Source organism: Brevundimonas sp. FV2ps16 (genome assembly GCF_058681075.1).
In genome coordinates, this window is record NZ_CM178728.1 from 1,558,255 (window position 1) to 1,571,304 (window position 13,050).

14 protein-coding genes are annotated in these 13,050 nt (G+C 69.5%); 9 read left to right on the forward strand and 5 right to left on the reverse strand.

The window, feature by feature from the left end; genetic code table 11:
* The first annotated feature begins 83 nt into the window (after window positions 1–83).
* The 4 genes from ACW170_RS07445 (at window position 84) to hisC (ending at window position 5,829) form a co-directional block, all read left to right on the forward strand.
* Window positions 84–2,912 carry an ATP-dependent DNA helicase gene (locus ACW170_RS07445; RefSeq protein ID WP_492089004.1) on the forward strand — a complete coding sequence of 943 codons (2,829 nt, stop codon included), beginning with the start codon at window positions 84–86 and terminating at the stop codon, window positions 2,910–2,912.
* Window positions 2,913–2,978: 66 nt separating this feature from the next.
* The gene (locus ACW170_RS07450; protein WP_492089005.1) at window positions 2,979–4,031 is read left to right on the forward strand and encodes a DUF2125 domain-containing protein; all 1,053 of its coding nucleotides are present in this window, start codon (window positions 2,979–2,981) and stop codon (window positions 4,029–4,031) included.
* The gene (locus tag ACW170_RS07455) at window positions 4,031–4,717 is read left to right on the forward strand and encodes a hypothetical protein (RefSeq protein ID WP_492089006.1); all 687 of its coding nucleotides are present in this window, start codon (window positions 4,031–4,033) and stop codon (window positions 4,715–4,717) included. The genes ACW170_RS07450 and ACW170_RS07455 overlap by 1 nt, the downstream gene beginning before the upstream one ends.
* Window positions 4,718–4,731: 14 nt before the next feature.
* Window positions 4,732–5,829: a histidinol-phosphate transaminase gene (gene hisC, locus ACW170_RS07460; protein WP_492089007.1), complete on the forward strand. Its 1,098-nt coding sequence runs from the start codon at window positions 4,732–4,734 to the stop codon at window positions 5,827–5,829.
* Between the two features lie 17 nt (window positions 5,830–5,846).
* Here hisC and ACW170_RS07465 read toward each other — a convergent pair whose 3' ends face one another.
* The 5 genes from ACW170_RS07465 to ACW170_RS07485 are packed head-to-tail and all read right to left on the reverse strand — an operon-like array spanning window position 5,847 to window position 9,646.
* Complete coding sequence (locus tag ACW170_RS07465; protein ID WP_492089008.1) at window positions 5,847–6,632, reverse strand: MipA/OmpV family protein; 786 nt, start codon at window positions 6,630–6,632, stop codon at window positions 5,847–5,849.
* Window positions 6,633–6,657: 25 nt separating this feature from the next.
* Window positions 6,658–7,389, reverse strand: coding sequence for a lysophospholipid acyltransferase family protein (locus tag ACW170_RS07470; RefSeq protein ID WP_492089009.1), 732 nt, complete (start codon window positions 7,387–7,389; stop codon window positions 6,658–6,660).
* A complete protein-coding gene (locus ACW170_RS07475) occupies window positions 7,390–8,031 on the reverse strand; it encodes a YdcF family protein (protein WP_492089010.1) in 642 nt (213 codons plus the stop codon).
* Window positions 8,028–8,930, reverse strand: a complete 903-nt coding sequence (locus ACW170_RS07480) for a cell division protein FtsX (protein ID WP_492089011.1) — start codon at window positions 8,928–8,930, stop codon at window positions 8,028–8,030. Before ACW170_RS07480 ends, ACW170_RS07475 begins: the two co-directional genes overlap by 4 nt.
* Window positions 8,927–9,646, reverse strand: coding sequence for a cell division ATP-binding protein FtsE (locus ACW170_RS07485; protein ID WP_492089012.1), 720 nt, complete (start codon window positions 9,644–9,646; stop codon window positions 8,927–8,929). Before ACW170_RS07485 ends, ACW170_RS07480 begins: the two co-directional genes overlap by 4 nt.
* Before the next feature lie 71 nt (window positions 9,647–9,717).
* Here ACW170_RS07485 and ACW170_RS07490 point away from each other — a divergent pair, with 71 nt between their 5' ends.
* From ACW170_RS07490 to ACW170_RS07510, 5 genes are all read left to right on the forward strand, one after another.
* Complete coding sequence (locus ACW170_RS07490) at window positions 9,718–10,758, forward strand: MJ0042-type zinc finger domain-containing protein (protein ID WP_492089013.1); 1,041 nt, start codon at window positions 9,718–9,720, stop codon at window positions 10,756–10,758.
* Window positions 10,751–11,284, forward strand: coding sequence for a phosphoribosyltransferase (locus ACW170_RS07495; protein WP_492089014.1), 534 nt, complete (start codon window positions 10,751–10,753; stop codon window positions 11,282–11,284). The genes ACW170_RS07490 and ACW170_RS07495 overlap by 8 nt, the downstream gene beginning before the upstream one ends.
* A gap of 121 nt (window positions 11,285–11,405) precedes the next feature.
* Window positions 11,406–11,960, forward strand: coding sequence for a 50S ribosomal protein L21 (gene rplU / locus ACW170_RS07500; protein WP_492089015.1), 555 nt, complete (start codon window positions 11,406–11,408; stop codon window positions 11,958–11,960).
* 100 nt (window positions 11,961–12,060) lie between these two features.
* Entirely contained in the window at window positions 12,061–12,348 is a 288-nt protein-coding gene (rpmA, locus tag ACW170_RS07505; RefSeq protein ID WP_267515499.1) for a 50S ribosomal protein L27, read from the forward strand.
* Window positions 12,349–12,515: 167 nt separating this feature from the next.
* Window positions 12,516–13,049: a GNAT family N-acetyltransferase gene (locus ACW170_RS07510; protein ID WP_492089016.1), complete on the forward strand. Its 534-nt coding sequence runs from the start codon at window positions 12,516–12,518 to the stop codon at window positions 13,047–13,049.
* The last annotated feature ends 1 nt before the right edge of the window (window position 13,050 follow it).

Here is a 13,050-nt window from a genome sequence, read left to right on the forward strand (position 1 = left end):
GACCAGATGTTCCCGTTCCGTTTCGCGGCCGGCGTCGCTATGTTGAGGCTGTGTCCGACGAATCCGTCATTGCAGAATCCCGCGTGAGCCGCGCCGAGCCCTGGCTCGACCTGCCGCCGGCGCTCGCCACCCCGCCGGGCGCGGGGGCGGTGTGCGACGAGGCGGGGGCGAGGAAGATCGGGCGGGGGGCGGCCGAAGGGTTGTTCACCGGCGGGCCGGTGCTGGTGGCGCATGCGTCGCTAACGGCGCGGCGGCTGGGGCTGACGCCGCCGCCGCGGTCGAGCGAGTTGATGGATGTGCTGGAGCTTTACGCCTTCGTGCGGCCGGCGCAGTTCTGCGCGCCTTCGCCGACAGGGCTGGCGCTGTCGCTGGGGCTGTCGGAGCCGAAGTCGCCCGAGGCGCAGGCGGCGGTGTTGCGTGAGGCGGCGGCTGTGCTGCTGCGAGAACTGGCGGCGCCCGCCTATCCGGAACGCGAGGCCGCCTATGTTCTGGCCCTGACCCTGCAACGGGCCGACTGGGCCTGGGGCGAACGGGTGGTGCAGGCTCTGGAGGCCGGCGGGGTGCGGGCGCGGCAGCATCGCGGGTCGGGCCTTGACGTCTGGAGCCGGCTGACGGAGTGGGAGGACGAGGCGCCGCGCGGTGAGGCTGGGTCGGCGCCGGTCGATAGCGAGAGCGCCCGCATCCGGCTGGCGAAACTGCTGCAGGCGTCGGGCCTGGACGAGACGCGGCCGACCCAGTCCGACTATGCCGCCGAGGCCGCCTTCGCCTTTTCGCCGCGCAACGAGGAGGGGCGGCCGCGCGTCCTGCTGGCCGAGGCGGGGACGGGGACGGGCAAGACCCTGGGCTATCTGGCGCCGGCCTCGCTGTGGGCGGAGCGGAACCAGGGGGCGGCCTGGATCTCCACCTATACCCGCGCCCTGCAACGCCAGATCGACCGCGAGAGCCAATCGCTGTGGCCCGATCCGGAGGAGCGGCGCAAGAAGACCGTGATCCGCAAGGGGCGCGAGAACTATCTGTGCGTCCTCAATCTTCAGGACATGGTCCAGGCGGCCCAGTTGGGGAACGGCGACCTGATCGGCCTGGCCCTGGCGGGGCGCTGGGCCCTGCATACGCGCGACGGGGACATGACCGGAGGGGATTTTCCGGGCTGGCTGCCGGGCCTGTTCGCCATGCCGCCCGCCCATGCGGCGGGGGCGGCCAATCTGGTGGATCGGCGGGGCGAATGCGTCCACGCCGCCTGTCCCCACTATCGCAGCTGTTTCGTCGAGAAGACGATCCGCGCCAGCCGTCGCGCGGACCTGGTCATCGCCAACCACGCCCTGGTCCTGACCCAGGCCGCCTTCGACGGCGCGCGCTCGGCCCGGGGGCAGAAGCAGGACGGCGAGACGGCGGCCCTGAAACGCATCGTATTCGACGAGGGCCACCACCTGTTCGACGCCGCCGACAGCGCCTTTTCCGCCTGTCTGTCGGGGCAGGAGGCGGCTGAGTTGCGTCGCTGGATCCGGGGTCCGGAGGGCAAGGGGCGTCGCGGACGCGGGCTTGAGCAGCGGCTGGGTGACATGGTCGGCGACAACGAGGCGGCGCTGAAGTCTTTGCAGGACGCCATCCGCGCCTCGGCGGCGCTTCCGGGCGAGGGCGTATCGGGGCGCGTCGCCCCGGCCTCGGGCGAGGTCAATCCCATCGGGCCGATCGAGGCCTTCCTGGCGGCCGCCCTGAACCAGTTGCGCGCTCGTACGGCAGAGAATAGTCCACACGGCGGCCCAGAGTTCGGCATGGAGTGCACACTCAAGCCGGTGACCGATCCGGTGGCGGAGACCGCTCGCGCGGCGGCCCAGGCCCTGGCCGCCATCGAGGCGCCCCTGCTGGCCCTGTCGCGGCATCTGGAGGATATTCTGGATGACGAGGCGGCGGAGCTGGACGGGTCGCAACGGTCACGGATCGAGGGGGCGCTGCGTGGGCTGGACCGGCGCGCACGGATGACCTTGCCGGGCTGGCGCTCGATGCTGGCGGCGCTGGAAGACGGCGGGGATCAGCCTGATCCGGACTTCGTCGACTGGCTGTCGGCCGAGACCGCCTTCGGCCGCATCCATGACGTGGCCCTGCGTCGCCACTGGATCGACCCGACCGTGCCGCTGGAGGCGGCGGTGATCGCGCCGGCGCACGGGGTGCTGGTGACCTCGGCGACCCTGTCCGACCCGTTGCAGGAGGACCCGTTCGACCTGGCGCGTCTGCGGACCGGCTCCGCCCGGCTGATCGAGCCGCCGCGCACCCTGAAGGTCGAGAGCCCGTTCGACTATGCGGCCAACAGCCGGGTCATCGTCGTCAATGATCTGGTCAAGGACGATCCGCGCCAGACGGCGGCGGCGATGCGCGAGCTGTTCCTGGCGGCCGGGGGCGGAGGACTGGGCCTGTTCACCGCCATTCGTCGGCTGAAGGCGGTCTATGAGCGGCTGGGGCCGGATCTGGCCAGGGTGGGGGTGCCGCTTTACGCCCAGCACGTCGATCCGCTGGAAGTGGGCGCCCTGGTGGACATGTTCCGGGTCGAGGAAAACGCCTGTCTGCTGGGCACCGACGCGGTGCGGGACGGGGTGGATGTGCCGGGACGGTCGCTGCGCGTGCTGGCGTTTGACCGCGTGCCCTGGCCGCGTCCGGACCTGCTGCACAAGGCGCGGCGCGAACGGCTGGGCGGACAGTTCTCGCAAGGCAAGGGTTATGACGACGCCCTGGCCCGCGCCCGCATCGCCCAGGCCTTCGGGCGACTGATCCGGCGCGGCGACGACAAGGGGGTGTTCCTGATGCTGGACGCCGCCACCCCGACGCGGCTGTTCGCCAGTCTGCCGCCCGGGACAGAGGTCCAGCGGATGGGCCTGGCCGACGCGGTCGAGACGGTGCGGACCTTCCTGGCGGACTGAACATCGTCGTCCCGGCGACGTTCCCGACGCTAGCGAGCAAGCCTTCGCTTCGACTAAGAAGACCCCATGACCGAGCTTCCCACCAAGCGACACAGCCGCGCGGGCCTCTACGCCCCCTTCGTCATCGCGTTGATCGCCCTGGCCGGCTGGACAGGGTGGTGGTTCTATCTGACGCGCCAGATCGACAAGGGACTGGAGGCTCAGGCGGCGACGATGCGCCAGGCCGGCTGGGACGTGCGCTACGCCGAGAAGCAGATCTTAGGCTGGCCGTTCCGCGCCAATGTGAAACTGACCCAGGTGATGATCGCGGCCCCATCCGGCCACGCCATATCCGCGCCGGAGCTGAACGCCGAAGCCAACGCCTATCAGCCGACCAAATGGGTCGTCGTCGCTCCGGACGGCCTGACCCTGACCCGCGCCGGCAAGGGCAAGGTGGCGGTCAGGGGCGACGCCATCCGCATGAGCGCCAGCGGCATCGACCAACGCTGGCCCAATCTGGCGCTGGAGCTGGTCAATCCAGTCTTCACCGCCCAGGCCGACGGCGAGCCCTTCCCCATCGCCCGCGCGGCGCGGATCGAATTCTATTCCCGGCCCCATCTGGAAGGCTCCACGACCCCGAGCGACGACATCGATGTGATGTTCCGTCTGGTGGACGGTCAGGGACGAAGCGACGGCCCGGTCGAGGGCTTCGCCCAGGACGGCCAACTGACCACCCAGCTTGAGGCGACCATCGGCCGGGCCGACCTGCTGAAGCTCGGGGACGCGGCCGGGGTGTTCTCACAGTGGACCAAGGGCGGGGGGACGTTCCGCAAGGTGCGGGGCGACCTGCAGGCGGGCGACAGCCGCGCCACCTTGAGCAGCGAGGTGCTGAAGGCCGACGCCAACGGGCGACTGATGGGTCAGGTGGCCCTTCAGTCTCAAAAACCTCTGCCAGCCCTGTCCGGCCTGCTGGAGTCGCGTCAGGGGCCGGTGAACCGGGTCGGCGCCGCCGGCGCCGCTGCGGTTGCGGGGGCGGCCGACGCCGCCGGGCGCGAAGACATGGCTTTGACAATCATCTTCCGGGACGGACGCACCTGGCTGGGGCCCTTCCCCCTGGCCCCGGCGCCCAAGCTGTTCTGATGGGACTGCTGGAAGAACCCCAGGACGACGCCGTCCTGTCGGCGCTGGACCGGGCGGTGGTCGAGGCTGTGCGGGCCAGGATCGCGGCCGGTCCGCGGGATCGGTTCGACGCGGGGGGTCTGGCGCTGCGTGATCTGACGGCGGACGTCGGCCCTGTCGAGCGGTCGGCGCTGAAGGCGCTGTGGGGGCGGATCGAGGCGGCGACCGGGCCCTCCCTGGTGACGTGCGGTGGCCTGGCCCAGGCTCTCGCGACCGACCGTTATGGTCTCGGGTCCCGCCCCCTGTCCGCCGATGACGCACTGAAGGCGGTTGAGGGCGGGTCTCGCGCCATGCTCGATCTGACATCGGATCGGCCTTGGTGGGGGCGGCTGCTGGCCCGGCCAGAATTGAGGATCGTCGCCGCCCTGCCGGACGATGGCCGGGGGCGGCCTCAGGCCTTTCTGGTGTCCAAGGAAATCTCAGGCCCGACGGGGGGCGACCGCACCTTCTGGGTCACCGACAGCGGCTGGTCAGAGGCCAAGATCGGGGAAGCTCTGGGCGAGGCCGGCCTGATCGCCGATCCGCTTGCTGCGGCGGGCGGCTTGAAGCTGTTCGTGTTGACGGGCTATGTGCAGGCCGAGGACGGGCGGCTGAGCAACGCCCCCGGCCGACTGACCGGCGTCATCGGCGCCGCCCCCATCTTCTGAGTTCAAGGCTTTCCATGACCGACGCGACCCAGGGCCCCAAGCCCAAGCCCGGCATCCTCGACATCGCTCCCTATGTCGGCGGCAAGTCGTCCATCGCCGGCGTCGCCGAGCCGATGAAACTGTCGTCGAACGAAAACATGCTGGGCGCCGGCGAGAAGGCGCGCGCGGCCTATGAGGCGGCGATCAAGAACATTCACATCTACCCGGACGGTCGGGCGACCAAGTTGCGCGATGCGGTGGCGGAGAAGCACGGGCTGGAGCCCGAGCGGCTGATCTTCGGCAATGGCTCGGACGAGGTCTTCGCCCTGCTGAACCAGACCTATCTGACGGCGGGCGACAATATCGTCTGCGGCCAGTACGGCTTCCTGGCCTATCGGATCAGCGCCCTGGGCTGCGAGGCCCAGGTCAAGCTGGCGCCGGAGCCGAACTTCAAGGCCGAGGTGGACGCCCTGCTGGCCCAGGTCGATGACCGGACCAAGGTCGTCTATGTCTCCAACCCGTCGAACCCGACCGGCAGCTACAACACCGGCGAGGAGATCCGCCGCCTGCACGTGGCCCTTCCGGTCAATGTCATCCTGGTGATCGACGAGGCCTATGCGGAATATGTGACCGAGGCCGATTGGGAAACCGCCTTCCCGCTGGCCAAGGCGGCCGAAAACATCGTCGTCACCCGCACCTTCTCCAAGATCCACGGTCTCGGCGGTTTGCGCATCGGCTTCGGCTATGCGCCGCTGAAGGTGGCCGAGGCCATCGACCGCATCCGCCTGCCGTTCAACGTCTCCGTGCCGGGGCTGGAGGCCGCGACCGCCGCCCTGTTCGACGAGGCGCACCAGACGGCGTCGCGTGATCTGGTGTCGAACTGGAAGCCGCGCCTGACCCAGGCCCTGCGCGGCTTCGGCCTGGAAGTCCTGCCCAGCGCCGGAAACTTCGTGCTGGTGGTGTTCAACGGCGCTGAACGCGCCGCCGCCGCCAACGACCACCTAAACACTCGGGGCGTCATCGTGCGCCCGGTCGGCGGCTATGGTCTGCCCCAGGCGCTGCGCATCACCATCGGCACCGAGGATCAGAACCGCGCCGTGATCGACGCGCTCAGCGAGTTCGCGGCGACCTGACCGGTCGTCGCTTTTCCTCAGCCGCCGAAGCGGCGGGCGAGGAAGACGCCCGTGCGGATGGTGTCGTCTTCCTGGGACAGGGGGCTGTCGGCCACGTCGCCCAGGCGGCGTTCATAGTTGACCAGGGCGCCGGCGCCCCATTTGTCGTTGAGGGGAACCAGCAGGAACAGGCTGGCGCCTGCGCCTTGCAGGCCGCTGCCCGGCGAATAGGCGTCGATGCCGTTGCGGGCGGCCTCGGCGGCGCTGACGCCATAATAGGCGTCGGCCAGCTTGGCGTCGCCGCCACGGGCATAGACCGAGACATTCATCAGGCCGATCGGCGTCACGCGCTGGTGGCCGATCGAGGCGTAGTATTCGGTGCCCTCGCTGACGTCCGTGACGTCGCGACTGATCCGGCCGCCGACCACGATATTGCCGGGCAGGCGTTTGAAGGCGTAGGCGGCGACGTCGGCGCCGAAGTCGGGGCGATCCAGGTCCAGGCCCTCGATGTCTTCGGGCGAGAAACGCGGACGCAGTTGCAGGCCGGCGCGGAAGTCGTCGGTCTTGATCGCATTCCAGCCCAGGCCGTCGATGGCGCTCAGATAGACCACGTCGCGATAGTTGGCGGAGACCCAGGGCACGACCTGGGTCTCGGAGCCCGTGTCGCCGCCGCTGTCCTTGCTGTAGAGGGCGCCGACGCCGAGATCGACGGTCCAGCTGTCGGGCGCGGGGCGCAGTTGCTCATAGGGCTGCGACTGGGCCAGGGCGGAGCCGGCGAAGGAGGTGGCGGCGACGGCGGTCAGAGCCAGGAGGCGCAGGGACATTGGGTGGTTCCTAGTACGGGATCGGTCAGCCCATACGTTCGAGCTGGGCCTTTGGCTCCAAGAGGGCGGTCGAAGCCGTCTCTATGCGACTTTCCAGCAACGCCATCATCGCGCCGCGCTTCAGTCCGGCGGGGATCGGCTCCAGGAACTCGAACACCACCTTGCCCGGATAGCGGCGGAAGCCGTGGGCCGGCCAGTGGACGCCGGAGTTGGTGGCGACCGGCCAGCAGGGGCCTTCCAGATCGCGATAGATGGCCGCGACGCCGGGCTTGTAATCGCCGGGCACGCCGGGGTCGTTGCGGGTGCCCTCCGGGAAGATAACGATCTGGCGGCCTTCGGACAGCCGGTCATGAGCCTGGCGCGTCATGTCCTTCAGCGCCCTGGCGTGGCCCGCGCGGTCGACGGCGATCATCTTGGCCTTCCAGGCGAACCAGCCGAAGAAGGGCAGGGGCATCAGCTCCTTCTTCATGACGAAACAGGCGTCGGGCAGCACGGCCAGCAGGGCGACGATGTCCAGCATTCCCTGGTGCTTCGACGCGATCAGGGCCGCGCCGGACGGGGCATGCTCGAGCCCGCGCACCTCGACCTTGACCCCCGCAATCCAGCGCAGGCCGAACAGCACGATCTTCGCCCACAGCTTGCACACCCCCTGCACATAGCGGTGCGGCGCCAGAAGTATGGGCGACAGGCCGATGGCGACGATCGGCATCGACAGATAGAGCCAGGCGGTGAAGAGCAGGGAACGCAGGGTGTTCACTTAGGCAGGGGCCTTTTCGGGGGGAAGGTCGGAGACAGGGGTGTCGGATGCGGGGGCGTCGCGGCTGAGGCGACGGACGCCCTCGCGACCCAGGGCGGCCAGATATTTCATGTATTCCAGCGTCATCCGACGCGCCGTCACCGTCGCCCGCCACCAGTGCCGATTGTCCAGCGACGGGGTCGAGACGGCGTAGGGGGTCAGTTTGACGCCCGGCAGCTGGCCCCGGATCTCCACCAGCGAGCGCGGCATATGATAGTCGGAGGTGACGACGATCAGGTCGTCATAGCCCTTGGAGCGCGCCCAGGCGGCGATCTCCTGGGCGTTGCCGACGGTGTCCTCGGCCTCGAAGCCCAGGTCGACGCAGCAGTTGAACAGGCGGCTGGAGCCCGGCGTCAGCTCGCGCAGCTCGCGACGACGGACCTCGCGATTGACGCCCGAGATCAGGACGCGCTGGCCCTTGCCCTGTTCCAGCAGGCGGATGGCGGCGTTGACCCGTTCGGCGGACGGGCCGGTCAGGGCCACGATGGCGTCGGCCTGAGCGGGATCGTCGGCGGGCGTCAGCTCGCGCACCCGGTGGGCGAAAGCGAACAGGCCGACCAGCCAGATCAGGACGACGATGCCGACAACGACGAGCAGCCTCACGCCTTCCTCCTGCCTGAGCCCAGCACCTGCATGGCGGCGAATCTGGCCGCGACAAGCGCCACCGTAGCCGCCAGCAGCGGACATGGCGAGAGCAGCAGCAGGTCGCCCCAGGTCACGGGCAGGGCCTGGGTCAGGCCGTCCGAGCCGCCCAGGAACCGCAGGAAGGCCAGCAGCAGGCCTGCTGCTCCCGCTCCGACGGCGCCGGCGCCGGCCGCGATCAGGGCGAAACGCCTTTGGAACAGCCAGGCGATGCGTCCGTCGGTCGCGCCGTTCAGGCTGAGGGTCTCGATCACGCCGCGCCCAGCGGCCAGACCGGCGCGGGTGGCGTAGGCGATGGCGGCGGCGGCGGCGAAGGCGGTGGCCAGGAAGGCGGCGCCGGCCAGGGTTGTGATCAGGGCGGCCGAGCGTTCGACCTCGCCGCGCCACAGGCTGTGGTCGTCGACGGTGGCGTCCAGCCCGGCCTCGGCCAGGGCGCGGCTCAAGGTCAAGGCGCTGGCGGGGGCGTCGGGTTTCAGACGCACCGTCACCAAATGGGGCAGGGGCAGATCCGGCAGGACCGCGTCGCCCAGCCAGGGACGCAGCAGATCCTCGGCCGCCTTGCGGTCCAGGGCCGCCGCCTCTTCGACCCCTTCAACGCCCGACAGGGCTTCGGCCGCGCGGGCGGCGGCGGTGTCGCCGCTTTCGCCGACGCGAGGGCGGACCTGAACCGTGGCCTCCGACCCCAGTTGGCGCGCCCAGCCGTGGGCGGCGCGGTCGGCGGCGGAGGCGGCGACGGCGGCCAGGCAGGCCAGGAAGCACAGGACGGCGATGACGGTCATCAGCCAGGGCTCGCCTGCGGCTGCGGGCGGCAGCAGGCCGGGACGCCCCCTCGACAGGCGGAAGTCGGACAGCCGGATCATGCCGCGACCCTCGCCGCCTTGCTGAGCCGTCCCTGGTCCAGCCTCAGCACCTGAGCGCCCGAGCGTTCGGCCAGGGCCTGGTCATGGCTGGCGATCAGGACGGTGGCGCCCAGCCGGTTCAAAGACTGGAAAAGGCGCAACAGCTTGTCAGCCATGACGGCGTCCACGCTGCCGGTCGGTTCGTCGGCGACGATCAGGCCGGGGCGGGTGATGACGGCGCGGGCGATGGCCAGGCGCTGCTTTTCACCGCCCGACAGGGCCGGGGGACGGGCGTCCATCCGGCGGCCCAGGCCGACCCATTTCAGCATTTCTTCCACATCGGCGGCGTAGTCGGCCTCGCGCCCGCCCGCCAGACGCAAAGGCAGGGCGGCGTTGTCGAAGGCCGACAGATGGTCCAGCAGGCGGAAATCCTGGAACACCACCCCCATGCGACGGCGGAAAGCCGGAATGTCGCGTCGGTCGATATCCGACACATCGGCGCCGAACAGGCGGATGGTCCCCGTGGTCGGTCGGTCGGTCAGGGTCAAAAGCCGCAGCAGCGAAGACTTTCCGGCTCCGGACGGCCCGGTAAGGAAGTGGAAAGAGCCTCGCGTCAGAATGAGGTTAACGTCTCGCAGCACGTCGGGCGCGTCCGCATAGCCGAAACCCACGCCCGACAGGCGGACGGTCTCGGTCACGGGGGCGGCATCGGCGGCGCTGGTTGGCGAGGACGGCATAGAGTTTGTTTCAGGGACAGGGCGCGAAATCGCGCCTTACAGGAGGGGGCGAGAGCCTCGCAGTCAGCGACATGATACTGACCTGCCCCGCCTGCGCCACCAGCTATTTCATTCCCGACGACGCCGTGGGCGCGAACGGGCGCAAGGTGCGTTGCAAATCGTGCGGCGAAATCTGGCGCGCGACCAGCGATGAACCCCTGGAATTGAACGTCGCGCCCGAGCCGCGCGTCATTCCGACACCCGAGCCGGACGCCGCATCCGAGCCCGCCAGTCTGGCCGAGACCCCGGCGCCGGAATTGCCCAAGGCTTTCCGCGCCCGCGCCGAGCAGCAGCGTCGCCTGCGCCGCGCCGCGACCCATGGCGTGGTCTGGGCCGGCCTGGCCAGCGCCTTTATCGGCGTGATCGTTTCGGCCTTCCTGTTCCGGATCGAGGTGGTCGAGGCCTTCCCCCGCGCCGCCGCCGCCTATGCCGCCGTAGGGGCGCCTGTGAACCCAGTCGGCCTGGACTTCGAAGCCATGACCGCCAAGGAAGTCGCCACCCATCCGGGGATGGTTCTGGTCTCGGGCGCTCTGCGTAACGTCCGTGACGCCGAGATCGTGGCCCCGCCGGTCCGCGTCGCCCTGCTGGACGAGCATGGCGCCGAGGTCGGATTCAAGATCGTGACCATCGACGCCGCCCCGGTCCTGCCCGGCAAGGTCCAGGGGTTCGCGGTGCTCATCCCCGATCCCGGCGGCCATGCGGCCGATATCGGCGTCAACTTCGTGACGGCGGAAACCTCCCACGCCAAGCGGGCGAAGGATCATGGCTCTGATGGCCATGCTGCGCCGGCAAAGCCGCATGGGGACGGTCACGGCGAGGATCACGCGGCGCCGGCTCATCCCCCGGCGGACGCACATCCCGCAACTGACGCCCATCCTCCGGCTGACTCTCATGCCCCCGCTGACCATGCCCCGGCAGACGCCCATGCCGAGCTTGCGCCCGCCTCAAACGGCCTGCGTTCGGCCGTGGCGCCGGGGCTCGGAGGGCGCGGCGCAGGCGCTCCGATCGAGGCCCGGCCCATTCCCGTGGTGGACAGAGGTCATGGCGAGGCGGTATCCGCCTCGCATGGCTGATCTCTCTCCTGAGCCGACCGTCCTCCTGGCCGAGGCCGACATCGCCCGCGTCGTGGCGGATCTCGCGGCGCGCATCGCGCCGGTCATCGACGACGAGACGGTCGCCGCCGTCCTGCTGACCGGCGGTCTGTGGTTCGCCGCCGACCTGACCCGCGCCTTGTCGCGCGTCGGCCGCAATGTCCGGTTCGACGCCCTCTGGCTGGCCTCCTACGGCGACGACAAGACCAGCCGCGGCAAGATCGACGTCTATGCGCCGTTCCAGCGTCCCATCGCCGGCCGGAAGGTCCTGATCCTCGACGACGTCTTCGATACCGGCCTGTCCCTGGCCGAGGCCGCGCGAATCGCCCGCGATGGCGGGGCGTCCGAAGTCCTGACTTGCGTCTTCGCCCGCAAGCCCTGGCCCGCCCCTCGCGCGCCCGAGCCCGACTTCGTCGGCTGGGAGGCCCCGAACCGCTTCCTGGTGGGCTATGGCCTCGACAACGCGGGCGGATTGCGTGGCCTGCCGGACATCTGCGCGCTGGACTGACGATAAAGCGACCGGTTCGGCGTTGACTCCGAGACGCCCTTCCGTATATGTCGCCGCTCTTCGCCCCCGGGGGTCTCTCCGGAGGGCGTCTTCATTTTTGCGTTTGCGCTGAGGCTTCAACATGTACGCGGTGATCAAGACCGGCGGCAAGCAGTACCGGGTCCAACCGGGCGATACGATTGTCGTCGAAAAGCTCGATGGCGACGCCGGCTCGGAGCTGAAGTTCGACAGCGTCCTGATGCTGGGCGGCGACAAGGGCGTGACCCTGGGCGCTCCCCTGATCGACGGCGCCTTCGTCGGCGCCACCCTGGTCGAAACCCGCAAGGGTGAGAAGATCAAGATCTTCAAGAAGACCCGCCGTCAGGGCTATCGCCGCACCAATGGTCACCGCCAGATGGAATCGGTCCTGCGCATCACCGGCATCGAAGGCGCCGGCGAGACCGCCAAGTGGGACGGCAAGGTCGATCTGACGACCAAGGCCGAGATCAACCTGCGGGCCCGCAACCTGGCCACCCGCGGCGCGACCTCTTCGCTGGGTTCGACCGAGACGGTCGTGACCGACGTGGACGGCGCCGAGATCAAGGGCGTCGTGGTCGAGAGCTCGGCTCCCGCCAAGAAGGCCCCGGCCAAGAAGAAGGCTGCGCCCAAGGCTGAAGCCGCCGGCGACGAAGCCTAAGACATTCACCGGCGCCTAACCGCGCCAGACCAGTTAAAGAGAGACGTCCTCAAGTAGGCCGAAAGGCCGGTAGGACACTCAGGAAAGACGGAGCGGCAAGATGGCTCACAAGAAATCCGGTGGTTCGTCGCGTAACGGTCGCGACTCCGAGTCAAAGCGCCTGGGCGTGAAGAAGTATGGCGGCGAGCGCGTGCTGGCCGGCAACATCATCGTGCGCCAACGCGGCACCACCTTCCACCCGGGTGAGAACATCGGCATGGGCCGCGACCACACCCTGTTCGCCCTGACGCACGGCGCGGTGAAATTCACCAAGAAAGCCGGCGGCCGATGCTATGTGTCGATCCTCGCGGCGAATGATGACGCCGCTCAGGCGCTCGCCGCCGAGTAACGCAGTCTGGAAATCTCCGGATCGCGTTGCTCCTCCAAGCAGCCGATCCGGACCAGGGAAGATATTCCGCGGGGAGTCTGGATCACCAGGCTCCCCGTTTGCGTTTCCCCGCCTCGAAGACCGTCCGAGCCCTCTAAGGAGGCGGTCCCTGAGAGAGGCGACTGCCCATGTGCGTCATAGAAACCTCCCCCGTCGTCGAGACGCGGCGTCTGGTGCTGCGCGCGCCTGCGCCCCAGGACGCGCCCCGGATCGCGGCCCTGGCCGATGACCTGGATATCGCGCGGATGACCAAGCGGATGCCGCATCCGTTCCGCGTCCAGGACGCCGACGACTTCGTGCTGCAGGTCGCGTCCCAGGATCCGGCGCGGGCCAATACCTTCATCATCGAGCACGAGGCGGCGGGACCGGTCGGGGTCATCGGTCTGTTCGAGGGCGAGGATCGCGTGCCTGAGGCCGGCTACTGGATCGGGCGGGAGTATTGGGGGCGGGGCTTCGCCACCGAGGCCCTGGACGCCGCCCTGGTCTGGGCCAGCCGCAAGTGGAAGCGTCGGGCGCTGGTCGCGGGGCATTTCGCCGACAATCCGGCGTCGGGCCGGGTGCTGGAGAAGGCCGGCTTCCTCTACACCGGCGAGACGCGTCGGTCGTGGAGCCGGGCGCGGCGGGCCGAGGCCGATACGCGGATGATGGTCTGGCTGGCCTGAC

What these genes read in the sequence shown, in the direction of transcription:
- ACW170_RS07450 (WP_492089005.1), top strand. Translation starts at nt 2,979, where the DNA reads ATGACCGAGCTTCCCACCAAGCGACACAGCCGCGCGGGCCTCTACGCC.
- ACW170_RS07455 (WP_492089006.1), top strand. Translation starts at nt 4,031, where the DNA reads ATGGGACTGCTGGAAGAACCCCAGGACGACGCCGTCCTGTCGGCGCTG.
- hisC (WP_492089007.1), top strand. Translation starts at nt 4,732, where the DNA reads ATGACCGACGCGACCCAGGGCCCCAAGCCCAAGCCCGGCATCCTCGAC.
- ACW170_RS07465 (WP_492089008.1), bottom strand. Translation starts at nt 6,632, where the DNA reads ATGTCCCTGCGCCTCCTGGCTCTGACCGCCGTCGCCGCCACCTCCTTC.
- ACW170_RS07480 (WP_492089011.1), bottom strand. Translation starts at nt 8,930, where the DNA reads ATGATCCGGCTGTCCGACTTCCGCCTGTCGAGGGGGCGTCCCGGCCTG.
- ACW170_RS07485 (WP_492089012.1), bottom strand. Translation starts at nt 9,646, where the DNA reads ATGCCGTCCTCGCCAACCAGCGCCGCCGATGCCGCCCCCGTGACCGAG.
- ACW170_RS07490 (WP_492089013.1), top strand. Translation starts at nt 9,718, where the DNA reads ATGATACTGACCTGCCCCGCCTGCGCCACCAGCTATTTCATTCCCGAC.
- ACW170_RS07495 (WP_492089014.1), top strand. Translation starts at nt 10,751, where the DNA reads ATGGCTGATCTCTCTCCTGAGCCGACCGTCCTCCTGGCCGAGGCCGAC.
- rplU (WP_492089015.1), top strand. Translation starts at nt 11,406, where the DNA reads ATGTACGCGGTGATCAAGACCGGCGGCAAGCAGTACCGGGTCCAACCG.
- rpmA (WP_267515499.1), top strand. Translation starts at nt 12,061, where the DNA reads ATGGCTCACAAGAAATCCGGTGGTTCGTCGCGTAACGGTCGCGACTCC.
- ACW170_RS07510 (WP_492089016.1), top strand. Translation starts at nt 12,516, where the DNA reads ATGTGCGTCATAGAAACCTCCCCCGTCGTCGAGACGCGGCGTCTGGTG.